General features: G+C 64.6%; 19 protein-coding genes and 2 tRNA genes. 9 read left to right on the top strand and 12 right to left on the bottom strand.

Features of this window, described 5'->3' with window-relative positions; genetic code table 11:
* Window positions 1-58 precede the first annotated feature (58 nt).
* Genes J1M86_RS03480 through pknB form a run of 6 tightly spaced genes read left to right on the top strand, consistent with a single transcriptional unit; the run spans window position 59 to window position 8,332 of the window.
* Window positions 59-523, top strand: coding sequence for an FHA domain-containing protein (locus J1M86_RS03480; protein WP_206508831.1), 465 nt, complete (start codon window positions 59-61; stop codon window positions 521-523).
* Complete coding sequence (locus J1M86_RS03475; protein WP_206508830.1) at window positions 520-1,938, top strand: PP2C family serine/threonine-protein phosphatase; 1,419 nt, start codon at window positions 520-522, stop codon at window positions 1,936-1,938. Before J1M86_RS03480 ends, J1M86_RS03475 begins: the two co-directional genes overlap by 4 nt.
* Entirely contained in the window at window positions 1,938-3,395 is a 1,458-nt protein-coding gene (locus J1M86_RS03470) for an FtsW/RodA/SpoVE family cell cycle protein (protein WP_075837731.1), read from the top strand. The genes J1M86_RS03475 and J1M86_RS03470 overlap by 1 nt, the downstream gene beginning before the upstream one ends.
* Window positions 3,392-4,879 (top strand): penicillin-binding protein 2, encoded by a 1,488-nt coding sequence (locus tag J1M86_RS03465; protein WP_206508829.1) that lies wholly within the window; start codon window positions 3,392-3,394, stop codon window positions 4,877-4,879. Before J1M86_RS03470 ends, J1M86_RS03465 begins: the two co-directional genes overlap by 4 nt.
* A gap of 7 nt (window positions 4,880-4,886) precedes the next feature.
* Window positions 4,887-6,410, top strand: a complete 1,524-nt coding sequence (locus J1M86_RS03460; protein ID WP_206508828.1) for a serine/threonine-protein kinase — start codon at window positions 4,887-4,889, stop codon at window positions 6,408-6,410.
* Window positions 6,407-8,332 (top strand): Stk1 family PASTA domain-containing Ser/Thr kinase, encoded by a 1,926-nt coding sequence (gene pknB / locus J1M86_RS03455; protein ID WP_206508827.1) that lies wholly within the window; start codon window positions 6,407-6,409, stop codon window positions 8,330-8,332. Before J1M86_RS03460 ends, pknB begins: the two co-directional genes overlap by 4 nt.
* On the opposite strand, the gene J1M86_RS03450 is transcribed toward pknB, so the two are convergent.
* A complete protein-coding gene (locus J1M86_RS03450) occupies window positions 8,274-8,957 on the bottom strand; it encodes an aminodeoxychorismate/anthranilate synthase component II (protein ID WP_075837732.1) in 684 nt (227 codons plus the stop codon). The two genes, pknB and J1M86_RS03450, sit on opposite strands and share 59 nt — an antisense overlap.
* Before the next feature lie 35 nt (window positions 8,958-8,992).
* Window positions 8,993-9,739, bottom strand: coding sequence for a DUF881 domain-containing protein (locus J1M86_RS03445; protein WP_206508826.1), 747 nt, complete (start codon window positions 9,737-9,739; stop codon window positions 8,993-8,995).
* A 152-nt stretch (window positions 9,740-9,891) separates the two neighbouring features.
* Between J1M86_RS03445 and crgA the strand changes: the two genes are divergently transcribed.
* Both crgA and J1M86_RS03435 read left to right on the top strand, forming a co-directional pair.
* On the top strand, window positions 9,892-10,155 hold the full coding sequence (gene crgA / locus J1M86_RS03440; RefSeq protein WP_075837733.1) for a cell division protein CrgA: 264 nt from the start codon (window positions 9,892-9,894) through the stop codon (window positions 10,153-10,155).
* A gap of 105 nt (window positions 10,156-10,260) precedes the next feature.
* On the top strand, window positions 10,261-10,692 hold the full coding sequence (locus J1M86_RS03435) for a PH domain-containing protein (RefSeq protein WP_241259527.1): 432 nt from the start codon (window positions 10,261-10,263) through the stop codon (window positions 10,690-10,692).
* Between the two features lie 30 nt (window positions 10,693-10,722).
* Here the strand turns inward: J1M86_RS03435 and J1M86_RS03430 are convergent, their stop codons facing one another.
* Both J1M86_RS03430 and J1M86_RS03425 read right to left on the bottom strand, forming a co-directional pair.
* Window positions 10,723-11,622: a rhomboid family intramembrane serine protease gene (locus J1M86_RS03430; protein ID WP_206508823.1), complete on the bottom strand. Its 900-nt coding sequence runs from the start codon at window positions 11,620-11,622 to the stop codon at window positions 10,723-10,725.
* A 36-nt stretch (window positions 11,623-11,658) separates the two neighbouring features.
* Entirely contained in the window at window positions 11,659-12,186 is a 528-nt protein-coding gene (locus J1M86_RS03425) for a peptidylprolyl isomerase (RefSeq protein WP_075837736.1), read from the bottom strand.
* A gap of 102 nt (window positions 12,187-12,288) precedes the next feature.
* Between J1M86_RS03425 and J1M86_RS03420 the strand changes: the two genes are divergently transcribed.
* Window positions 12,289-12,678 (top strand): hypothetical protein, encoded by a 390-nt coding sequence (locus J1M86_RS03420; RefSeq protein ID WP_206508821.1) that lies wholly within the window; start codon window positions 12,289-12,291, stop codon window positions 12,676-12,678.
* Between the two features lie 14 nt (window positions 12,679-12,692).
* Here the strand turns inward: J1M86_RS03420 and J1M86_RS03415 are convergent, their stop codons facing one another.
* The 8 genes from J1M86_RS03415 to gyrB form a co-directional block, all read right to left on the bottom strand.
* Window positions 12,693-14,321 (bottom strand): alpha/beta hydrolase, encoded by a 1,629-nt coding sequence (locus tag J1M86_RS03415; RefSeq protein ID WP_206508820.1) that lies wholly within the window; start codon window positions 14,319-14,321, stop codon window positions 12,693-12,695.
* Window positions 14,322-14,443: 122 nt separating this feature from the next.
* Window positions 14,444-15,460 carry a GGDEF domain-containing protein gene (locus tag J1M86_RS03410; RefSeq protein ID WP_206508819.1) on the bottom strand — a complete coding sequence of 339 codons (1,017 nt, stop codon included), beginning with the start codon at window positions 15,458-15,460 and terminating at the stop codon, window positions 14,444-14,446.
* Between the two features lie 106 nt (window positions 15,461-15,566).
* Entirely contained in the window at window positions 15,567-16,514 is a 948-nt protein-coding gene (locus J1M86_RS03405) for an acyl-ACP desaturase (protein ID WP_206508818.1), read from the bottom strand.
* A 212-nt stretch (window positions 16,515-16,726) separates the two neighbouring features.
* Window positions 16,727-16,799: transfer RNA gene (locus tag J1M86_RS03400), tRNA-Ala, on the bottom strand.
* A gap of 210 nt (window positions 16,800-17,009) precedes the next feature.
* Window positions 17,010-17,083 (bottom strand) — tRNA-Ile (locus tag J1M86_RS03395).
* A 108-nt stretch (window positions 17,084-17,191) separates the two neighbouring features.
* Entirely contained in the window at window positions 17,192-18,094 is a 903-nt protein-coding gene (locus J1M86_RS03390; protein WP_307786516.1) for a DUF3566 domain-containing protein, read from the bottom strand.
* A 308-nt stretch (window positions 18,095-18,402) separates the two neighbouring features.
* Window positions 18,403-20,952: a DNA gyrase subunit A gene (gyrA, locus tag J1M86_RS03385; protein WP_075837738.1), complete on the bottom strand. Its 2,550-nt coding sequence runs from the start codon at window positions 20,950-20,952 to the stop codon at window positions 18,403-18,405.
* Between the two features lie 48 nt (window positions 20,953-21,000).
* Complete coding sequence (gene gyrB, locus J1M86_RS03380; RefSeq protein ID WP_206508817.1) at window positions 21,001-23,046, bottom strand: DNA topoisomerase (ATP-hydrolyzing) subunit B; 2,046 nt, start codon at window positions 23,044-23,046, stop codon at window positions 21,001-21,003.
* Window positions 23,047-23,118: the final 72 nt, after the last annotated feature.

The following is a 23,118-nucleotide window of genomic DNA, read 5'->3' as shown; positions in this document are numbered from 1 at the left end:
AGAGCAATATCGACAGAGCTGTATCGATTGAAGATGATGGCGAAGGAGGTGGACGGCCGTGCAGGGTCTGATTCTGCAGTTGACACGAGCGGGTTTCCTGCTGTTGCTCTGGTTCTTCGTCTGGGCCGTTCTGCGAACTCTCCGCAGTGACATCTACGCGGCATCCGGGATGCGGATGCCCGCCCGGTACTCGAGCGGATCGAAAGTCCTTCCGTCTTTCAACAAACAAAAGGTTGCGAAGAACCTGGTGGTGACTCACGGCGGTCTCGCCGGTACCAGGATTTCTCTCGGCACCCAACCGGTTCTCATCGGCCGTGCCGACGACTCGACCTTGGTGCTGACCGACGACTATGCCTCCACCCGGCACGCGCGGATTTCTCCTCGTGGCAGTGACTGGTACGTCGAGGACCTCGGGTCGACCAACGGCACCTACCTCGATCGAGCAAAGGTGACCACCGCCGTGCGCGTCCCACTCGGCACCCCGGTGCGAGTCGGCAAGACCGTGATCGAGTTGCGCCCGTGACCCTGGTACTGCGCTATGCGGCCCGAAGTGACCGCGGTCTCGTCCGTTCGAACAACGAGGATTCGGTGTACGCCGGTGCCCGCCTGCTTGCGCTCGCCGATGGCATGGGTGGTCATGCCGCCGGCGAGGTCGCCTCGCAGCTGATGATCGCTGCGCTGGCGCATCTCGACGACGACGAGCCGGGTGACGATCTGCTCGGCAAGCTCGCAGCAGCGACGCGCGAAGGCAACGCCTCCATCGCCGACCAGGTTGAAGAGGAGCCCGACCTCGACGGCATGGGCACCACGCTGACAGCGATTCTGTTCGCGGGCAAGAAGATCGGGCTCGCGCATATCGGCGATTCACGCGCCTATCTACTTCGTGACAGCGTGCTGACGCAGATCACCCGAGACGACACGTTCGTTCAATCTCTCGTCGACGAGGGACGCATCACCGCCGAACAAGCCCATACCCACCCGCAGCGATCGCTGATCATGCGGGCGTTGACCGGCAACGAGATCGAGCCGACCCTGACTGTTCGCGAGGCGCGAGCGGACGATCGTTACCTGCTGTGTTCCGATGGCCTCTCCGACGTCGTCAGCGACGAAACCATCGAGAACACCCTGAACGAGGGCGACTGCGCTGCATCGGCCGATCGCCTGATCGAGTTGGCGCTGCGGAGCGGCGGGCCCGACAATGTCACCGTCGTCGTCGCCGATGTCATCGACCTCGACTACGGCCAGAGTTCACCGATCCTCGGCGGTGCAGCGAGCACCGAAGACGAAGAGGATGCGCCACCGCCGAACACTGCCGCCGGCCGGGCAGCGGCGATGCGTCCACCGCGCGCGACGCCCAAGCGCGTCACCACACCGCCGCCCGTGGAAGAGAAGAACTCGCACAAGCTGCGTTGGTCCCTCGCAGCATTGGCGGTCATCGCACTCCTGGTCGGTGGCGCGTTCGTCGCCAACACCGCAATCCAGAACAACTACTACGTGGGTGCGGACGAGAGCCGCGTCGCGATCATGCGTGGCGTTCCAGCGTCGATACTCAGCTACTCGCTCCAATCGGTGCACACCATCGGCTGCCTCGACGAGGACGACGTGCTCACGTTGACCGCGCCCGAGCAAGCGTCGACCGGATGCGACGTGTTCGAGATCGAGGATCTCGTACCCTCCGCCCGTGAGCAGGTGCGTGCCGGTCTTCCGTCCGGAGCGCTCGACGATGCCCGTGGCCAGATGCAGCGCCTCGCGTCCGGTGACCTGTTGCCACTGTGCGAGCCGACGCCGGAGACCACTCCTTCTCCGGAACCCGCCGCACCGCCCGCAGCACCGGCACCGGGGGAGGCACCGCCGGCCGCTGTCGAACCGGTCCCCACCACGACACCCGCGCCGTCGGTACCGCAGATACCTGGCCAGAACTGCAGGGCCGGTTCTTGATGAGTTCCAATCCGTCTGGCGGGGGATCCTTTCCGAGCCCACCGGGAGGATTTGCTCCTGCTCCCGTCCTGTCGAACCGCCGCAACGTGGAGTTGCTGCTGCTCGCTATCGCGGTTGCCATCACCACACTTTCGCTGCTGCTGGTCGAGGCCAGCCAGGAGCACGCCATCACGTGGGATCTCGCGAAGTACGGCGCCGCCTACCTGGCCCTGGTGACCGTGGCGCATCTGGCCGTTCGCCGGTTCGCGCCCTATGCCGATCCACTGCTGCTACCCATCGTGGCGCTGCTCAACGGCCTTGGACTCGTCATGATCCATCGGCTCGATCTCGCAGACCAGCAGTCCGCTGCCTACCTCGGACAAGAGATCCCGTCCCCGGACGCGACCCAGCAGGTGCTGTGGACGACCCTCGCGATCGCCGGTTTCATCGCCGTGCTGGTGCTGCTGCGCGACTACCGCACGCTGGCCCGCTACAGCTACACGGTGGGTCTGTGCGGACTTGTCTTTCTGGCCATTCCGGCTTTGCTGCCTTCGGCGTACTCCGAGGTCAACGGTTCCAAGATCTGGATCCGACTTCCCGGATTCAGTATTCAACCGGGCGAGTTCGCCAAGATTCTCCTGCTGATCTTCTTCGCGTCGCTGCTCGTCGCCAAACGTGATCTGTTCACCTCCGCAGGCAAGCATGTGCTGGGCATGGATTTCCCGCGTGCCCGCGATCTGGGCCCAATTCTGCTCGTGTGGGTCGTGTCGGTGGGGGTCCTCGTGTTCGAGAAGGACCTGGGTTCGTCGCTGCTCATCTTCGGCACCGTCCTGGTGATGATCTACATCGCCACCGAGCGCGTCGGCTGGCTGATCATCGGCTTCGGACTCCTCCTCGTGGGATACCTGTTCGCATACCAGGTGTTCGGGCACGTGAAGATCCGCACCGACACCTGGCTGCGCCCGTTCGAGGACTACAACGACACCGGCTATCAGATCGTGCAGTCGATGTTCAGCTTCGCCACCGGTGGATTGGCGGGGACCGGTCTCGGTAGCGGCCGCCCATCGCAGGTCCCGTTCGCGAAAACCGACTTCATCATCGCCGCGATCGGCGAGGAACTCGGCCTCATCGGTCTCACCGCCGTGCTGATCTTGTACCTGGTGTTCATCATCCGCGGCCTGAGGACGGCGCTGGCGGTGCGTGACAGCTTCGGCAAACTCCTCGCCGCCGGGCTCTCCTTCACCGTCGCGATTCAGTTGTTCGTCGTCGTCGGCGGCGTCACCAAGCTCATCCCGCTCACCGGCCTCACCACGCCCTACCTGTCCTACGGAGGATCCTCGCTTCTCGCGAACTATCTGCTTCTGGCCCTGTTGATCAAGATCTCCGACGCCGCCCGCGAACCGGCGACGCCGAAGAAGCGGCCGACTCCGGCCGCACCGATCGCCGAGGCGAAGACCGAGATGGTGAAGCGCGCATGAACACTCCCCTGCGCCGCGTCTCCATCGCCGTCATGGTGATGGTCGTCGCCCTCCTCGCCAATGCCACCTACCTGCAGGTGATCAAGGCCGACGATCTGCGTGCGGATCCCCGCAACTCGCGCGTCCTGCTCGACGAGTACTCCCGCCAGCGGGGTCAGATCTCAGCGGGCGGGCAGGTACTCGCTGCCTCGATTCCGACCGAAGATCGGTACAAGTATCTGCGCACGTATCCGCCCAATCCCGGAGCGGCGTCCAGCCCTCTTGCAAATGCGCCCGTCACCGGTTTCTACTCGATGCTCTACTCGAGCACCGGCCTGGAGCGCAGCGAGGACGACGTGCTCAACGGTTCCGACGACCGCCTCTTCGGACGGCGGCTGTTCGACCTGGTCTCCGGTCGCGATCCCCGTGGCGGCAATGTCGTCACCACCATCGATCCGCTCGTGCAGCAGGTCGCATACGAGGAGCTCACCTCGCGCGGCTACACCGGGTCGGTCGTGGCTATCGAGCCGTCGACGGGCAACGTCCTCGCGATGGTCAGCACCCCGAGCTACGACCCCAACCTGCTGGCGAGCCACGAGGGTGCCGGCACCGCAGAAGCGTGGGAAAGCTTGAATGCGGACCCGTCCAAGCCACTGCTCAATCGCGCGATCGCAGCGACGTACCCGCCCGGGTCGACGTTCAAGGTGCTGGTCACCGCCGCCGCTCTCGAGAACGGTGCCACCCCGGAGGATCAGCTGACCGCGGCCCCGACCATCACCCTGCCCGGTACGGAAACCTCGCTCGAGAACTACAACGGCAGCACCTGTGGCGGCGGGGCGACGGCAACATTGCGGGAAGCGTTCGCGCGATCCTGCAACACAGCCTTCGTCGAACTCGGTATCGACACCGGCGCCGACGCGCTTCGCGATACCGCGAGCGCCTTCGGTATCGGTGAGGACACGACGTCGCTGGCGCTACCGGTCGCCGACAGCACCATCGGGTCGATCCCGGACGATGCCGCGCTCGGCCAGAGCAGCATCGGACAACGGGACGTCGCCCTGACCCCCCTGCAGGACGCAATGATCGCCGCGACAGTGGCCAACAACGGTGTCCGGATGGCCCCGCATCTGGTCAGCCAGCTTCAGGCACCCGATCTGTCGAACCTTGCGACCACCACGCCGCAGTCGCAGGGTCAGGCGATCAGTCCCGAAACGGCCAAGACTCTCACCAGCCTGATGATCGGTTCGGAGAACAACACCGGTGGGCAGGGCCAGATCCCCGGCGTGCAGATCGCGTCGAAGACCGGAACGGCCGAGCACGGGACCGATCCGCGAAACACACCGCCGCATGCCTGGTACATCGCATTTGCACCCGCCGAGGACCCGCAGATCGCGATCGCCGTCATCGTGGAGGACGGCGGCGACCGCGCACTCGCGGCAACGGGTGGATCGGTGGCGGCGCCGATCGGCCGTGCCGTCATCGCTGCTGGATTGCAGGGGAGGTGACCAGAAGATGCCACTGAGTAATGGTGCAGTCGTTGCTGAGCGCTACCGACTGCTGCGGCTCATCGCGACGGGCGGAATGGGCCAGGTGTGGGAGGCAATGGACAACCGCCTCGACCGCAAGGTAGCCGTCAAGGTCCTCAAGGCCGAGTTCTCCGAGGATCCGGAATTTCTCCAACGCTTCCGATTCGAGGCCCGCACCACCGCGCAGCTCAACCACCCCGGCATCGCCGGGGTCTACGACTACGGCGAGACCCGCGACGCCGCGGGCGAGTCGTTGGCATACCTGGTGATGGAACTGGTCAACGGCGAGCCGCTCAACGCGGTGCTCGGCCGTGTCGGACGGCTCCCGCTGGGTCATGCCCTCGACATGCTCGAGCAGACCGGCAGGTCGCTGCAGGTTGCACACAGCGCCGGCGTCGTCCACCGTGACGTCAAGCCCGGCAACATCCTCATCACCCCGGCCGGTCAGGTGAAGATCACCGATTTCGGTATCGCGAAGGCCGTCGACGCCTCTCCGGTGACCAAGACCGGAATGGTGATGGGTACCGCGCAGTACATCGCCCCCGAACAGGCATTGGGTTCGGAAGCGACGTCCGCCAGCGACGTCTACTCGCTGGGAGTCGTCGGCTACGAGGCTCTGTCCGGCACCCGCCCCTTCCTCGGCGACGGCGCGTTGACCGTGGCAATGAAGCACGTACGTGAGACGCCTGCGCCGCTACCTGCCGATCTACCTGCGAATGTGCGCGAGCTGATCGAGATCACGATGGCCAAGGATCCGGTCGCCCGGTACGCGAACGGCGGCGAGTTCGCCGACGCTGTCGCAGCGGTGCGGGCCGGGCGCAGGCCACCCGCCCCCGGGAACGGGCGCGGTTCGGGTACCGGACGCGTCATGATGCCCGGTGTGGTGCCGGGCTCGGCTCCATCGAGCACCCAGATGATGCCGGCGGCGCACAACGAGTACACCGGCCCCCAGACTGGAGCGGCGCCCTCATCGGTGCAGCCCACCGGCATGTCCTCAGCGCAGAAGGCCCTCGCCTGGGGTGGTGCGGGCTTGCTCCTACTGGCACTTCTCATCGGTGGATTCATGCTGTTGAACGGCGAGGAACAGGAACCTGCGCCGTTCAATCCCGTCACCACGACACCGCCAGTGGTGACGACAACGACCGTGGATCCCACCACGGCCGAGCGCACCACCACCGAAGAAACCACCACCACCACCGAAGAAACGACGACCACCGAGGAAACCACCACCACCACCGAAGAAACGACGACCACCGAGGAAACCACCACCACCACCGAAGAAACGACGACCACGAGCGCTCCTCCCACGGCCCCGTCCTTCACGCTGCCAACCATTCCGGGATTCGGTGGAGGCGACGAGGAGGATCCGCAAGCCGCTCGAAACCCATTCGCAGACCGTGATTCCACCGACAACGAATCCTCGAACGCCGACCGCCCCGCCAGCACCCTTCCGGACGACGATCTTTCGGACGACGATCTTTCGGACATTGATCGACAAGGACAGCAATGACGACTCCCCGTAAGCTCTCCTCCCGCTACGAGCTGGGCGAGATACTCGGATTCGGCGGCATGTCCGAGGTCCACCTGGCCCGCGACAACCGGCTCGATCGCGACGTGGCGATCAAGGTTCTGAGGGCGGATCTGGCCCGTGACCCAACCTTTTACCTACGGTTTCGTCGGGAAGCTCAGAACGCGGCCGCGTTGAATCACCCCGCCATCGTCGCTGTGTACGACACCGGTGAGGCCGAGACCGAAGCCGGACCACTGCCGTTCATCGTCATGGAGTACGTCGAGGGCAGCACACTGCGCGACATCGTCCGAGCCGAAGGCCCGATGGCTCCTCGCCGTGCGATGGAAGTGATCGCGGATGTGTGCGCGGCCCTCGATTTCAGTCATCGCAACGGCATCGTCCACCGCGATGTGAAGCCTGCGAACGTGATGATCAACAACGCCGGGGCCGTCAAGGTGATGGACTTCGGTATCGCCCGTGCGCTGTCGGACAGCTCCAGTCCTATGACGCAGACGGCTGCCGTGATCGGAACTGCGCAGTATCTCTCGCCCGAGCAGGCCCGAGGCGAGCAGGTCGACGCCCGGTCCGATGTCTACTCCCTCGGTTGCGTCCTGTTCGAGATTCTGACGGGTGAGCCGCCGTTCAAGGGCGACAGCCCGGTCGCCGTCGCCTATCAACACGTGCGCGAGGACCCCGAACTACCCTCGCGAGTCAATGCCTCGGTTCCCCGCGAACTCGACTCGATCATCCTCAAGGCCATGGCCAAGAACCCGGCCAATCGCTATCAGTCGGCAGCGGAGATGCGCACTGACCTCGTTCGGGTGCTCGGCGGCCAGCGTCCTGGCGCCCCGACCGTCATGAACGACGAGGATCGCACCACCATCCTCGGATCCATGGATGCACGGGCGGCGCGGTCCCCGGACGGATCGGACCCACAGCCCGTGGCCCCCGGCGGTCGGCATGCCGATGATGACGAACCGCCCAGTCGTCGTGGTCTGAAGATCGCGGTGCTCACCTTCCTCGGGCTTGTCGTCCTCGGCATCGTCGGGGCGTTCCTGTGGTCTCTCGGACCCGGTTCCACCCCAGCTCGCGTCGCTGTTCCGGACGTGAGCAACATGTCGGCCGCGGACGCAGAAGCACGGCTCGAGCAGGCCGATCTACGCGTCTCCGTTCAGGAACGGTCCGATGCGACCGTCCCGTCCGGAAACGTCATCTCGACGACTCCAGGCGCCGGCACCGAGGTCGAAACCGAGAGCACGGTGAGCCTCGAGGTCTCCACCGGTCCCGAACAGGCCCAGGTACCGCAGTTGCGCGGTCTGACGGAACAGGAAGCCGAACGCGCCCTGTCCGCCCTCGAGCTCGAGCTCGATACGAACATCGCTCGGGCGCCCTCGCTACCGGAGGAGCTCGACCGAGTCGTCGATCAGAACCCTTCCTCCGGGGTCGGGCTCTCCGTCGGATCGACGGTCAGGATCACTCTCGGAACCGGACCAGCGCAGGTCCGGGTCCCCGATGTCGTCGGCCAGCAGGTCGAGGTCGCTCAGCCCAACATCGAGGGGGCAGGCTTCCGAGTGGAGGTCGAGAACATCGATTCGAGCCAACCCCGCGGCGAGGTCGTGTCCACCGTCCCGGCCGGCGGATCGAGCGTCACCGAAGGCGACGTCGTCACCTTGCGAGTGTCCAACGGCGACAAAATTTCTATGCCGGATCTGACCGGGCAGACCGAGGCGCAGGCATTGGCCACGCTCCAGGCTGCCGGGTGGACGGGTTCGTCATCGTCACTGACCACCGGCACACAGAACACTCTCGATCCCACCTCTGTGGGCCGGGTGGTCAATCAGGCCGAGCCTGCCGGTTCGGAAATCACGAAGTCACAGAGCGTGAGTGTCGACCTCGGGGTGCTGGGGATCCCGCCGCGCTAGCTACCTGCGCCTCGAGTTCGTCGATGAGAGCATCCTCGGATTCCACCCCGCACACGGCCAACCAGTTGGCGAGCATCCGGTGCCCACCCTGGGTCAGGATCGACTCGGGGTGGAACTGGACGCCGTGAATGGGCAGTTCGCGGTGGCGCATCGCCATCACCAGGCCCGAATCGGTCCGTCCGATCACCTCGAGCTCGTCCGGAATGGTGCCGTCCACGACGGTCAACGAGTGGTAGCGCGTGGCTGTGAACGGATCGGCCAGTCCTGCCAACACTCCCGTGCCGGTGTGGTGAACTTCGCTCGTCTTGCCGTGCAAGAGTTCGGGTGCGCGATCGACGGTCGCCCCGAAGGCCGCGCCGATTGCCTGATGCCCCAAGCAAACCCCCAGCAAAGGGGTGCGCGACTTCGCGGCTGCCGTGACCAGCTCCATCGTGGCACCTGCCCGCTGCGGAGTTCCGGGCCCGGGGCTGAGCAGAATGCCGTCGAACTCTTCGGCGACGGCATCGCGGTCGGCGAGGTTGGCGTCGTCGTTGCGCCACACCGTCGCCTCGACGCCCAGCTGGCCCAGGTACTGGACGAGGTTGAAGACGAAGCTGTCGTAGTTGTCGACGACCAGGATGCGCATGAGGCCCAGGATAGGGCAGCGCATCGGCCGAACCGTCATCCAGGCTGGGCGTACCGCATGCGGACGCTGCCCTCGTAGGCAGGCACGTCGAGGTTCTCGGAGATGCTGGTTCGGTAGCCGAGACCGTATCGCTGAGCGTATTGCTGGAACACGCGCACGCCCGGTTCGTCAGCGAGTGCCGCGGCCAGCCGATCCGGATCACCGAGGGCCGTCACGACGTAGGGCGGGCTGTAGGTACGGCCACCGAGGAGAAGCGTATTGCCGATACACAGTGGCGCCACCCGCTCGACGATGCGCTGATCCTGCATGGCGACGGCAGTGGCCCCGCCCCTCCACACCGCGTTGAGCACGCTCTGCACGTCCTGTTGATGCACGACGAGGTCGTCCGGCGCGGCGTCCGAGGCGTAGCGACCGTCCTCACCGCGCGGTGCATCGGTCATCGTCACCACGATTCCGGGGCCCGACGCCGCGGTCATCCCAGCGGGCCCCGCCAATTCGTCGACCCTGTCGAGGAGATCCTGCACTTCCGCGTCGATGGATCCGGCCGCCTGCTGGCGTTCGGTCACACGGCCTGCCATGTCGTCGCGGATGGCTTTCGCTTCGTCCGCGCTTTCCTGTGCCGATCTGACGAGACTCGACAACCTGGTGGTGTCGGTGCGGCGGATTTCGTCACCGTGCGAGAACTGGCGGGTAGTGGCCAACATGACTCCGACGACGAGGCACACCACCAGCACCAGGATCTGCCACACACGATCTGTTGTGGGCGCGTTATGCGAGTCCATCTTCTCGTCCGGTGCTCTTCCGTGCGGCAATGCTGAGCTAGCGTGTACTTCAACCGCGAACGCTACCCGCTCACGCGAAGTTCGTGGCGTGGCCTCCCAGGTGGCGCCCCAAAAATTGCAGGTGGCGCGCCGATACAACGAATGGAGAACAGATGCCGAAGTCGAAAGTCCGGAAGAAGAAGGATTTCGTGGTCGCACCCGGGACCCGCACCCCTGGTTCCGCAGCGGCAGGACCGTCCAGTCAGCTATACGTCTCCGTCATGCTCGGGTTCATGCTGGTTGGGCTCTTGTGGTTGCTCGTCTACTACCTCGCTGCCGAGAACATCTCGTGGATGAACAACCTGGGTGCGTGGAACTTCCTCGTCGGTTTCGGATTCATGGTCGTCGGTCTGATCATGACCATGCGGTGGAGATGACCGGAAGACTTACACGCGTGTCATTCATCCCCAATGTGGATAAAGCCTGTGGATAACTCTGAAGACTTTCCCCAGCCTGTGGATAAACTCACTTGGGCGACGCCGATGCCCGCCGTGATTGCGCTGGTCGGCGCCGGAATTGCCCTGCTCGTGGCCGCTGCGGTAACCAATACTGATACCGCGGGACGATTCCTGGTTGGGCTCGGCGCGCTTGGTCTGTGGATAATTGCCGCGCTGGCCGGTTACCAACGACCGCGCCTGTGGATAGACGACGGCTCGGCCTCGCCCGGGGAGCCGCCTGCCCAGCGACTGGCGGTCAAGCGTCTATCGGGTGTTCGGACCTACCGGCTCGAAGAGATCTCGCGGCTCGAAGTAGTGAAGTACCCCCGCCTCGGGCGGCGTGTGCCGATGTTGGAGGTCGATGTGCGACGGGCCGGCGAGGACGAGGATCGGCTGATGATCTTCGGCCGCTGGGATCTCGGTACCAACCCACAGGACGTGTACGACGTTCTCGACAGGCTTGGGTTGGTGCCCTGAGACCTCGGGCCGGTGAGGCCGTAGCGGCTGCTACACGCCCATTTGCGCGCGCAGGTCCAGCACTCGCACGCCGATGATCGCCAACGCAAGTGCCGCCACCGCGGCGACCGCGGCCCACCCGATTCTCGGAGACCGCGTGCTGCCGGGCAGAAACAGGATTCCTGCGGTGGCGAGCGCGCCCGCGACCAATCCGCCCGTGTGTCCCCAGAGCGAGATCCCGGGGATCGAGATGCTGATGACGATGTTCAGCGCGATGATGACGAGGACCGGCGTCGCGCTGCGTCTCAGTTTGACCAGGATTACCGCCTGGGCGCCCAACAGTCCGAAGATGGCACCGGACGCACCTGCGGTGACGGTGATTGGCGATTCGAGCAGCATCACCGATGCACTGCCCCCGAGCAGTGATACCGCATAGACCGCGACATACCGCGCGCGGCCCAGGATCGCCTCGACGTCACGTCCGATGATGTAGAGCGCGAACATGTTGACCAGTAGGTGAAACAGCCCGATGTGCAGGAAGCCGCTCCCGAGCAAACGCTCGTAGTCACCAGTGGCCACCGAGGGCGGGAACAGTGCCCACGCACGGAACAGCGGCGAGTCGGCAGCATTGTCGAGAAAGCTCCGCGACTGCGCAGCCGTCACCATGAATGCCGCGACGTTCAGGCCCATCAGGATGTAGGTCACGAGGCCGTACGTGCCACCGGTAGGTGCGCCGGCGATCGTCCTGGCACGCCGAACGGTGGCGTTGCCGGCGCGCACGCACGAGGTGCAGTGTTGGCCCACCGCGGCGGGCCGCAGGCATTCGGGGCACGCAGGTCGACCACACCGTGTGCAGGACAGGCTGGTGAGCCGATCGGGGTGCGATGCGCACCGCGACTGGGGTGGGGTGGGCTGATCGCCGTGCGCGCCACCCCAGCCGGGGTTCGTCATCGTGTCAATCCTCTTCTGGGGAGAGTTGTCGAAACGTCAGGAAAGCGTGACGCTGTTGATGACGACCTCGTCGACGGGCCGATCGCCGCGTCCGACGGGGGTGCCTGAGATCGCGTCGACGACCTTCTTCGAGGCCTCGTCCTTCACCTCACCGAAGATGGTGTGCTTGCGATTGAGGTGCGGGGTCTTGCCCGTGGTGATGAAGAACTGCGAACCGTTGGTGCCCGGGCCCGCGTTCGCCATGGCGAGCAGGTACGGGCGGTCGAAGGACAGCTCGGGATGGAACTCGTCCCCGAACTTGTAGCCCGGGCCGCCTGCGCCGGTGCCCGTAGGGTCTCCGCCCTGGATCATGAAGCCGTCGATGACGCGGTGGAAGACCGCGCCGTCGTAGAACGGTCCCGAGGTGCCACCGGAGGCGTTCGCCGTGGTGTATTCCTTGGATCCGTCGGCGAGACCGGTGAAGTTCTCGACCGTCTTCGGCGCATGATTGCCGAACAGTTCGATGACGATGTCGCCGCGGTTGGTGTGCAGCGTGGCCGTGGATGTCTTGTTTGGTGAAGTCACACCCCTATCGTGCCATTGCCGGGTCGTCGACCGGCATGTCGGCCGCCTCGACAGAGACATTCCTTGCGTCGATACTTCCGCCGGATGTGGAACAGTGGAGTGATGACGACCGCATCGAAGTCCGGGCATCTCCGTGACGTCGCCGTGAGCACCGGGGGAAACGCGATCAAGGCAGCCAAGCTCTACTCTGCCGGGCCGGCCGTGGTCGGGTTCCGTGCCGCGCAGCACGGGGTCGGCCTGGCGCGCCGCGAGAAGCAACGCCGCAAAGCTCGTCGCACGACGCCACCCCCCTCGAGCCCCGTGGAGAAGACCAGAAGCCGAAAGCTGCTCCTTCTGGGCGCTCTGCTCGGCGCGACTGCCGCGGTGGCTGTCGTTCTCTTCAAGCGTCGGAGCACGATCGATCCCCCAGCGGATGTGCCGCCGAGCCTCGACGACTACGCGCACATCACCTCGCCCGTGAACGGATCCTCGGCACACTCCGCTCAGCAGTAGACCCTGGTTTCGGCTCACCCCGTCACCTCCTGGCTCTGGCCGGTAACGACGAGGGCCGTCTCTCGCTGTGCGGTGGTTCCGGGCGTCAGATAGTCGCTGTGTCCGACGTTCTCGCTGGTGCCCTGCGCTGCGTTCGCCTCGGTCGATATCGTTTCGATCCCGCCAAGGCCACCGGGATCGGCCCCGAACGCGCCGAGGTCTGCCACGAGGTCGCCGCGCGCTTCTGCGACGAACAGGTGTCCCGGTGGGACAGACAATCCGGCGCTGTCGTCGAATCCCAGACCGGGCGACCCGGCGGCGACGAACTCGTCGACGCCTGCGGTGTCGGCACCTCGCAGCGACAGGGACGCGACGAGCGAGCCGTACGAGTGCCCCAGCAGCGTCAGGTGCGGATCCGGCCCCCGGGCGGCATCGAGTCCGTCGAGGAAGGCGGTGAGACGGGGTGCTCCCCTGGAGGCCGCCAGCGGTGAGATGACCGTGCGGCTCGGGTCCAACAGACTCCAGCCCATGTGCGGGGCCTGGTAGTTCATCCACGTAACGCAGGCGACGCTGTCGCCATCGGGCAGTAGATCCTCGGCCGTACGCTGCAGTGCCGCTACGTCACCGTCGTATCGGTGCAGGTCGTCGCGGACATCGGAGCCGAGCCCCGGCACGAACACCGCCACATGGGTCGCAGTGTGTACGTTTCCGACAGCGATTGCGGCGAGTGTGTCCTCGGAACTGGAATTGTCCAACACCAGCAATTGCCGACCGCCCTGGTCGAGGGTGGATGCGATGGAGTCCAGCGCCGCCAATCGCTTCCGAGTCTGCGACAGACCCGCATCGGCATTGTCGAAGAGGCCGCCGAAACGGTTTCTTTCGAGTTGCCGTCCCAGGTCCTGCGCGACGGCCTCGAGCCGTGTCCGCTCGAGGGTGAGCATGCGGCGGTTCGCGGCATCGCGTACCTGCGCCGGAATGCCGTCGAGATTGCCGATCGATCCAGGATCGAGAACCATCAGCGATGTTCGCTCGGCCGGGGTCAGTGACTTCCAGAACGCCGAGTTCGCCGCCGCTGTCCCGCCGGACGGAACCACCGCTCGCGCGGGCCGGACGCTGGTGTACTCGGCGGCGACCCAGGTGTCGTCGTCGCTGTCGCCGCCGCCGTCGATGCGGTTCAATGCGGCTGTAGTGGCGTCATCGATCTCGAGCGCCCGGCGCATGGCTTCCGATACGCGCGCGCCCAGCTCGCGTCGCAACCGCAGGCGATCTCGTTCGGTTTCCCAGCCTTCGGCCACGGCCACTGCGTACACCGGAAACTGCGCGGCAACAGCACCATTGGGATGAATTGTCAGATCGTGCCGGGCGGCTGTGTCGTTGCAGTCACGAACCACCGACAGCAACGGGTACATCGAGTCCGCGAGCCTGGCGATGCACCTGCCGATCGCGCCGAGCTCTCGCGCCCGATCGAGTTGACCTCGATGAAGCACGCTGATCGCATGGCGCGCCGCGTCGGCCGCGGCGCCCTGCCAGTCCAAGTCGGCAGCCGCTGCGGTCAGTACGTCCGCACCGGCATCGAAAGCGCGGGCAGCCTCGGTCACCCGCTGCGCGAGCCGTCCCACCTCGGACGGGCTCCACTGCGCAATATCATTCCACGACAACACCATTCGACCCCCGGGGCTCCGCCGAAATCAACCTGTTCGGTCGATACACCTCGAAGTCAACACCACAGAGCGTCAGCGGCGCAGAATCTATCCACAGGCTGTGGATGAATCCTGCAGCGAATCCGTCACCGCGCTATTCTCCACTCCGATTCGTCGGGAGCCGACGGCTGTGTTCGAGGGGGTTTCTGCTCGGCCGGTCGGCTTCGCTTGGCGCGGTACAGGTCCGCGTCGGCGGCACGGTAGATCTCCGTCCAGCGACGAGAGGACGGCATGCAGACGATGCCCACGCTCCACTCGGCTCGATGGGCCCGGCGAAGACGATCGATGATCTGCCACGCTTCGGCTTCGAGCACCCCTGGCATGAACAGCACGAACTCGTCACCGCCGAGCCGGCCGAGTACGTCACGACGACTCAGCTCCGCCTTCCACGCCTTCGACACCCGCGCAAGAAGGACGTCACCGGCGATGTGGCCGTATTCGTCGTTGATCTGTTTGAAGTTGTCGAGGTCGAGAACGGCGAGGCTGACCGACAGGCCCCGAGCGGCGCACGCTGGAAGCATCTTCTCGACCTTGGCTTCGAAACCGAACCTGTTCAGCAAGCCCGTCAGAGCATCGTGGGTAGCGGAGTACCGCAGCCGCCGCGCGAACGCACCGAACACCTCCGTTGATCCCACTACCCCGAGTGCGATCAACACGCACGAAATGAACGAGGACTGATAGGTGCCGATCGCCGCTCCGGTGATCGCAGACAAAGCCAGCAGACCCGCCCATATCCCCGCAATGCGTTCGGACCAGAACGCACCGATGTGCATCGCGAGAAACATCGATGCCTGGACGCAGATGAGGTAGGCCGGCAGCGTGGTGCTCGATGCGAACGACAAACCTGCGGCAACGATGCTCATCAAGGTCACCGTGCCGATGGTGCGCTTGGGGCTGGGCGCCCTGGTACGCAGCATCATCACCGTCGCGGCGACACCGAGCGCGATGGCGCACAGGAACGCCACCTGCCCCCACACCCCTGCCGTGCCGTAGTAGGCACTTCCGGCGGCCGCGTACAGCAACGTCGTCGCCACCACGTAGACGAGCAGGGTCAAACCGGATTCGTCCAGCTTGGACGTCCCGGTGAGAACGCGGCCGATCACGAGGCCAGCCCCCGACCAAGTCGATTCGGCATTCTCACCTCCCCCAGGACGTCGCGCTCGCGCCGACTGTCGTGCGGGACTTTAACACTTTCGCGCGATAACGGCGTCAGGAAGCCATTTCTGCGCGTGCAGCTTCTCGTGCCAGCAAACGATCACGGGATTCCTCGAACTTCGTTGCTTTGCGCCCGAGATCCTCGACGTACTCCGCCAGCCGGTCGCGGTCTCTCTCCCCTTCGCCGGTGAAGTCGTTGCGCTCGAAGATCTGCCACTTGCGCAGCACGGGCATCAGAACCTCGTCCAGATGTTGCCTGAGATCGTAGATTCCGTGCTTGGCGAGCGCCATCGCGTTCTTCCGGAAATTGGGCATGTTCAGCCCCGGCATCGCGAATTCCGTCGCCACATCAGCGATTGCCTTCATCATCTGATCAGGCGTGAGATCCAGAGCCGCAGCACCGAGGTTTCGGTAGAAGATCATGTGAAGGTTCTCGTCGGCGGCGATCCGCGCAAGCATCCGGTCGGCAACCTCGTCACCGCAGGCAAGTCCGGTGTTGCGGTGTGAGACACGCGTCGCCAGTTCCTGCAGGGTCACATACGCGACGGAGTGCAACAGATTCGCGCCGTCCATCGGAGCATCCACGCCGGCCGTCATGTGCTGCATACGTGCACGCTCGAGCTCGACGGGGTCCACCGCCCGCGTCACGACGAGATAGTCCCGCATGACGATGCCGTGCCGGTTCTCCTCGGCCGTCCAACGGCCCACCCAGGTTCCCCAGGCGCCGTCCAGCGAGAAATTCTCGGCCAGACCCCGGTGATACGACGGCAGGTTGTCCTCGGTGAGCAGGTTGGTGATCATCGCGGTGCGCGCCAGTTCGGACAGCGAGGACTGCGAGAGGTCCCAGTCGTCTCCGCCCATGGCGGCGAAGTTGCGCCCCTCGTCCCACGGGATGTAGTCGTGTGGATGCCATTCTTTCGCCATCGTCAGATGGCGGTTGAGGTTGCTCTCCAACGTCTCGTCGAGTTCGGTCAGAAGTTCGGTGTGATCGAGGTGGCGCATGTGTGACAGGTCCTTTGCGACTTCTCCGTCGGCGGAGAGACATGATGACCGTTCGACGGTAGGCCCGCCCGCCGCTCGTTCTCGTCAGGATCGGCGAAGTCTGGGCACGTCACACCGGCCTTCACACATGATTGGCCGAGTTCACAAGCGGCATGCACGCCGGTGGAAGACAAAAATGGGCGCCCAGCGTGTGCTGGGCGCCCATTTTCTTGTGGAGCCTAGGAGATTCGAACTCCTGACATCTGCCTTGCAAAGGCAGCGCTCTACCAACTGAGCTAAGGCCCCGGGTCGTTCTGTGCGAGCGAACGCTACTCTACACGCTCGCACAATTCGTTCTGCATACCGCTACCGGACGTTCACGACGGGGAAAGCTCGTGCCACACACCATCTTTGCCGCGAAGCGAACGCGCCTTGGATAGTGCTGCAATCACCGCTACCACCGCTGCAACGAGAAGAACTATCTTCACGTGAACGAACCTCTCGTTGCGTCTGGTGTGGGCCTAGGAGGACTTGAACCTCCGACCTCTTCCTTATCAGGGAAGCGCTCTAACCGCCTGAGCTATAGGCCCTCATACCTCGGTTCGTAGAAAATTTCTCTTCCCGAACCGAGGAGTGAGATTACCGCATCGAACCGCTGTACTCCAAAACGGCCCGATCCTCCCGACTCGATCTGTGGCTCAGTCACGATCGGCGAGCGTCACTTCGACGCCACCGACCAGGTCCGAGGACAGGTTGTAGATGAACGACCCGATGGTGGTCAAGGCCGTGAACAGCACGACGTTGATGATGCCGATGACCGCGGCGTAACCGAACACCTGGCCGGCACTGATGAGACCACCGCCACTGGACTCCGAGACGATCTCGGTGAATGCACTGTTCAGCCGATCCCAGACGCCCATTCCGTCGAGCACTGCGTAGAGCAGCCCTACGGCGACCATCCAGACGAAGAACAGCGACACGGCGATGACCAACGAGATCTTCAGAGTCGACCAGGGGTCGATCTTTCGCAATTGAACCGTTGCGCGTAGCCCTTCGCCCTCTCCACGAGCCGCGATGGCAACTGGCTGAGCCACCCGTTGCGTTTCGGCAGTGGGTTCCGAATGCCGCACCTCGGACAGGTCCGGCATGTCCTTGGCCAGGTCCTTGCGCTCGATGTTGCGTGTCGGCCCGTCGATACCGGCCGCCCGCGACTTCGCAGCCTCCCGGCGTTGCGCCACTACCTCGGGGCTTTCCCCTCCCGACGCTGCCGCACCTGTGTCGACCGGCGCGGTGTGTGGAAGCGAACCACCTCGGGTGGGCAAGTTGGTCTGTGGCTGTTGCTGGGTTTTCGGTGCCGGTGATCCTGCCTGCTGTGGAGCGCGTTGGGTCCGCTGCCACGGCGGCGACTCCTGCGTGACCTCATCGGCCGGGGCGTTGCCGTTCCCCTGCGTCGGGCCACTGTGCACGTTCTGGAACGCCGCGGTGGGGGGCGAGCCGTCGCCGGCACGCAATGGATCCATCGGACGCGGCGGCGCTGGATGCTGCGCACCGCTCTTGTTGGGCGGTGCCTGCCCTGCGACCGGTGCTTGTGGGGGCTTCACCGGTGGGCGCCCCGCCGGTGGCCGCCCACCCTGCTGAACCGGACGCTGCGGGGGTGGGCCCTGTTGAACCGGCCCCTGCTGTACCGGACCCTGCGGGGGTGGCCCCTGTGAGGGCCGTGCAGGCGGCCGAGCGCCCGATGGCGGTTGCGGCGCAGCAGGAGGCCGGGCTGCCTGCGGTCCGGCAGGCTTGCCGGCAGGGTTGGGCTTGGCAGCCGGTTGCGGTCGGTTCGACTGGCGTGGCTGCTCAGTCCGATCGCCCTGGTCGTTCGGCGAACCGGGCCTGCTGCCAGGCCTGTTGGGAGTGCTCACTACAACTCCTTCGATGCTTCATCTTCGGCGGAGACAGCGCCCGGCTCCGGCTCGTGCTCGTCGGCGTTGCGCGCAATGGCGAGAAGCGTGTCGCCTTCACCGAGGTTCATCAACCGAACACCCTTCGTCTGTCGGCCGGCCTTCCGGACCTGCTTGGCTGCGGTACGGATCACGCCGCCACCGGAGGTGATTGCGTAGAGCTCATCATCGTCGTCGACGATCAGAGCCCCCACCAGGGTGCCACGTTTCGGGTCGTACTGAATCGTCAGCACGCCCTTTCCGCCACGACCCTGCTGTGGATAATCCTCCATCGCAGTGCGCTTGGAGTAACCACCGGATGTGGCGACCAGCAGATACTTGTCCTCACGGACAACGTTGAGCGCCAGCAGCTGATCCTCACCGTTGAATCGCATCCCCTGCACACCCGAAGTGGCTCGACCCATCGGGCGTAGCACCTCGTCGGTGGCAGAGAAACGGATCGACTGGCCTTGGGCCGACACGAGCAGCAGATCGTCCTCCGAGGACGCCAGCACAGCTCCGACCAGTTCGTCCTCACCGCGGAGGTTGACAGCGACGATTCCGCCGCTGCGGTTGGAGTCGAAGTCGGTGAGCTTGGACTTCTTCACCAGACCACCCTTGGTGGCCAACACCAGGTAGGGCGCGTCCTCATAGGTCTTGATCTGGATTACCTGGGCAATCCGCTCGTCGGGCTGGAACGCCAACAGGTTCGCGACGTGTTGCCCGCGCGCAGTTCGATTGGCCTCGGGCAACTCGTAGGCCTTGGCCCGGTAGACGCGACCCTTGGTGGTGAAGAACAGGATCCAGTCGTGCGTGGAGCACACGAAAAACTTGCTGACGATGTCGTCCTGTTTCAGGCCCGCGCCCTGCACCCCCTTGCCGCCACGCTTCTGGGAGCGGTAGAGGTCGGTCCTGGTGCGCTTGGCGTACCCGGTTTCGGTGATGGTGACCACGACGTTCTCGCGGGCGATCAGATCCTCGTCGTTGACGTCTCCGTCGCTCGCGATGATGCGGGTGCGGCGATCGTCGCCGAACTTCTCGATGATCTCGCCCAGTTCGTCCCGCACGATCTGACGCTGACGCTCCGGCTTGGCCAGGATGTCCTGCAGCTCGGCGATCTCGATTTCGATCTCGGCCAACTCGTCGATGATCTTCTGTCGCTCGAGGGCTGCCAGACGACGCAGCTGCATCGCGAGGATCGCATCGGCCTGAATGTCGTCGATATCGAGAAGCTCGATCAAACCGGCGCGAGCGATATCGACGGTTTGCGACGCGCGAATGAGGGCGATGACCTCGTCGAGCGCGTCCAGTGCCTTGACGAGACCGCGCAGGATGTGGGCGCGCTCCTCGGCCTTGCGGAGCCGGTAGCGCGTCCGCCGAATGATCACTTCGAGCTGGTGTGCCACGTAGTAACGGATCATCTGGTCCAGACGCAGCGTGCGCGGAACCCCGTCGACGATCGAGAGCATGTTCGCGCCGAAGCTGGTCTGCAACTGCGTGTGCTTGTACAGGTTGTTGAGCACGACCTTGGCGACGGCGTCACGCTTGATGGTGACGACGATCCGCATGCCGACACGGTCCGAGGACTCGTCGTCGATCTTGGAGATGCCGCCGAGTTTGCCGTCACGGACCTGCTCGGCGATCGAGGTGATCATGTTGTCCGGGTTCACCTGGTACGGCAACTCCGTGATGACGATGGTGGTGCGTCCGCTCGAGTCCTCTTCGATCTCGACGACACCGCGCATCCGGATCGAACCACGACCCGTCGAGTAGGCATCCTGGATGCCCTGGCCGCCGACGATCAGACCGTGCGTGGGGAAGTCCGGGCCCTTCACGCGTTCCATGCATGCCGCGAGGGTGGCTTCCTCGTCCGCCTCGTGATTGTCCAGCGCCCAGAAGACCGCCTCGCCGAGTTCGCGCAGGTTGTGCGGAGGAATATTGGTGGCCATACCGACGGCGATGCCGTTGGAGCCGTTCATCAACAGGTTCGGCACTCGCGACGGAAGGACCGTCGGCTCGCGGGTTTTACCGTCGTAGTTGGGGATGAAGTCGACGGTTTCCTCGTCGATGTCGCGCAGCATCTCCATCGCGAGCGGCGTCAACCGGGCCTCGGTGTATCGCATCGCGGCGGCACCGTCGTTGCCGCGGGAACCGAAGTTTCCCTGACCGTCGACGAGCGGGTAGCGCATCGACCACGGCTGGGCCAGGCGAACCAGCGCGTCGTAGATCGAGGAGTCGCCGTGCGGATGGTAGTTACCCATCGTTTCGGCAACGGGCCGTGCGGATTTGACGTAACTGCGGTCGGGACGGAAGCCCGAGTCGTACATCGCATACAACACGCGGCGGTGCACGGGCTTGAGTCCGTCGCGAACCTCGGGGAGCGCGCGACCGACGATGACGCTCATGGCGTAGTCGATGTAGCTGCGCTGCATCTCCTGCTGGATGTCGACCGGATCGATCCGGTCGCCACCCTCGGCGTTGGTGGTCGAGCCCGGCGGCGGTCCTACCGGTGGTTCGGTGATATCGGACATGAAATCTCCTCAGCTAAAAGACTTTTCACAAGATGGCGAATTCCGGCACTACACGTCGAGGAATCGGACATCCTTGGCGTTGCGCGCGATGAAACTGCGCCTGGCACTGACGTCTTCACCCATCAGGACGCTGAACAACTCGTCGGCGGCGGCCGCATCATCGAGCGTGACCAGTCGAAGAACGCGCACGGACGGATCCATGGTGGTCTCCCACAGTTCTTTCGCGTTCATCTCACCGAGACCCTTGTAGCGCTGCACGCCGTCCTCGACGTTGATCTTGCGCTTTGCTTCGATACCGGCGGCAAGCAATCCGTCCCGCTCGCGGTCGGAGTACGCGAAGTCCGGTTCGCCGCGGCTCCACTTCAGCTTGTAGAGCGGTGGCATCGCCAGGTAGACGTGGCCTTGCTCGATGAGTGGACGCATGAAGCGGAACAGAAGCGTCATCAGCAGCGTGGAGATGTGTTGCCCGTCGACGTCGGCGTCGGCCATCAGCACGATCTTGTGGTACCGCAGTTTGGTGATGTCGAACTCGTCGTGAATGCCGGTGCCGAAGGCGGTGATGATGGCCTGGACTTCGTTGTTCTTCAGGACGCGATCGATACGGGCCTTTTCGACGTTGATGATCTTTCCGCGCAGCGGAAGAATCGCCTGGAACATCGAGTCACGACCGGATTTGGCGGAACCGCCTGCGGAGTCGCCCTCCACGATGTAGATCTCCGACTTCGAAGGATCGTTGGAGCGGCAGTCGGCGAGCTTTCCGGGTAGACCACCGATGTCGGTTGCGCTCTTGCGGCGCACCATCTCTCGCGCTTTGCGGGCCGCCATGCGCGCTTGGGCGGACGAGACCGCCTTGTTGATGATGGTCTTGGCGTCGGCAGGGTTGGACTCGAACCAGTGACCGAGGTGCTCGTTGCAGGCCTTCTGGACGAACGATCGGATCTCGGTGTTGCCGAGCTTGGTCTTGGTCTGGCCTTCGAACTGCGGCTCGCCCACACGTACGGAGATGACTGCCGCGAGACCTTCACGGATGTCGTCGCCGGTCAGCTTGATGTCTTTTTCCTTGACGAGCTTCTTCTCGAGGGCGTACTTGTTCACCGTCGAGGTCAATGCCGTCCGGAAACCCTCCTCGTGCGTGCCGCCCTCGTGGGTGTTGATGGTGTTGGCGAAGGTGTGTACCGATTCGGAGTAGCCGGCGTTCCACTGCATCGCGATCTCGACCTCGTGACCTTCGCCCTTGGCGGTGAAGCCCACGACCGAGCTGTGAATCGGGGTCTGCGACTTCTTGGCGTTGATGTGCTTGACGAAGTCGACCAGGCCGTCGGGGTAGTGGTAGGTGCGCTTCCTCGCCTTTGCGGGCTTGACGGAAGCGACCTCGGCTTGTTCCTCCTCCGCCGACTTCGGTGCCAGCGCGGTCTCGCCGAGCTCTTCCTCGCTGGCGTCCGTCGAGGCGACGCGTTCGTCGATGTAGTTGATGGTCAGTCCCTTGTTGAGGAACGCCATCTCCTGCAGGCGGCGGTGCACGGTCTCGAAACTGAAATCGAGGGTCTCGAAGATTTTGCCGTCAGGCCAGAAGCGGACCGTCGTACCTGTCTCCTTGGTCTCGCCGACGGTTTCGAGCGGCCCGGGCTTGGCGTAGTCGTAGGTCTGTGTGTAGCGGTGGCCGTCGCGCGCGATCTGCAACTCGACCTTGGTCGAGAGGGCGTTGACGACGGAAATGCCGACACCGTGCAAACCACCGGACACGGCGTAGGAGTCCGAGTCGAACTTGCCGCCGGCGTGCAGCTGCGTCATGACGACCTCGACGGTGGGAACACCGGAGGAGTGCATGCCGACAGGAATACCGCGGCCGTCGTCCTTGACCTCGACACTGCCGTCCTCGTGAATCGCCACATCGACGGTGGTGGCGTAACCGGCCATGGCCTCGTCGACCGAGTTGTCGACGACCTCCCAGATCAGGTGGTGCAGTCCTCGCTCACCGGTGGAGCCGATGTACATACCGGGCCGCTTGCGGACTGCTTCGAGCCCCTCGAGCACGGTGATCGACGAAGCGCCGTAGTCCTTGTTCTCGGTCTTACCTGACTTCTGAGCAGCCACGGTTCGGTTGTTCTCCTTCTGCGCGTCGGAAGCCCCCTTCGCACCACATGGGTGCTGCCGCGTCCACCGTTC

The organism is Rhodococcus sp. KRD197 (genome assembly GCF_017168235.1).
GTDB lineage: Bacteria > Actinomycetota > Actinomycetes > Mycobacteriales > Mycobacteriaceae > Rhodococcoides.
Note: the sequence above shows the minus strand (reverse complement) of the source record. Positions and strands in the feature narration are given on the sequence as shown.

Excerpts from the sequence above, each read along its gene's own strand:
- J1M86_RS03430 (WP_206508823.1), bottom strand. The coding sequence starts at position 11,622 with ATGACGAACCCCGGCTGGGGTGGCGCGCACGGCGATCAGCCCACCCCA.
- pknB (WP_206508827.1), top strand. The coding sequence starts at position 6,407 with ATGACGACTCCCCGTAAGCTCTCCTCCCGCTACGAGCTGGGCGAGATA.
- J1M86_RS03465 (WP_206508829.1), top strand. The coding sequence starts at position 3,392 with ATGAACACTCCCCTGCGCCGCGTCTCCATCGCCGTCATGGTGATGGTC.
- J1M86_RS03415 (WP_206508820.1), bottom strand. The coding sequence starts at position 14,321 with ATGGTGTTGTCGTGGAATGATATTGCGCAGTGGAGCCCGTCCGAGGTG.
- J1M86_RS03435 (WP_241259527.1), top strand. The coding sequence starts at position 10,261 with ATGCCCGCCGTGATTGCGCTGGTCGGCGCCGGAATTGCCCTGCTCGTG.
- J1M86_RS03445 (WP_206508826.1), bottom strand. The coding sequence starts at position 9,739 with ATGGACTCGCATAACGCGCCCACAACAGATCGTGTGTGGCAGATCCTG.
- J1M86_RS03420 (WP_206508821.1), top strand. The coding sequence starts at position 12,289 with ATGACGACCGCATCGAAGTCCGGGCATCTCCGTGACGTCGCCGTGAGC.
- gyrA (WP_075837738.1), bottom strand. The coding sequence starts at position 20,952 with ATGTCCGATATCACCGAACCACCGGTAGGACCGCCGCCGGGCTCGACC.
- J1M86_RS03460 (WP_206508828.1), top strand. The coding sequence starts at position 4,887 with ATGCCACTGAGTAATGGTGCAGTCGTTGCTGAGCGCTACCGACTGCTG.
- J1M86_RS03450 (WP_075837732.1), bottom strand. The coding sequence starts at position 8,957 with ATGCGCATCCTGGTCGTCGACAACTACGACAGCTTCGTCTTCAACCTC.
- J1M86_RS03470 (WP_075837731.1), top strand. The coding sequence starts at position 1,938 with ATGAGTTCCAATCCGTCTGGCGGGGGATCCTTTCCGAGCCCACCGGGA.
- J1M86_RS03405 (WP_206508818.1), bottom strand. The coding sequence starts at position 16,514 with ATGCGCCACCTCGATCACACCGAACTTCTGACCGAACTCGACGAGACG.
- crgA (WP_075837733.1), top strand. The coding sequence starts at position 9,892 with ATGCCGAAGTCGAAAGTCCGGAAGAAGAAGGATTTCGTGGTCGCACCC.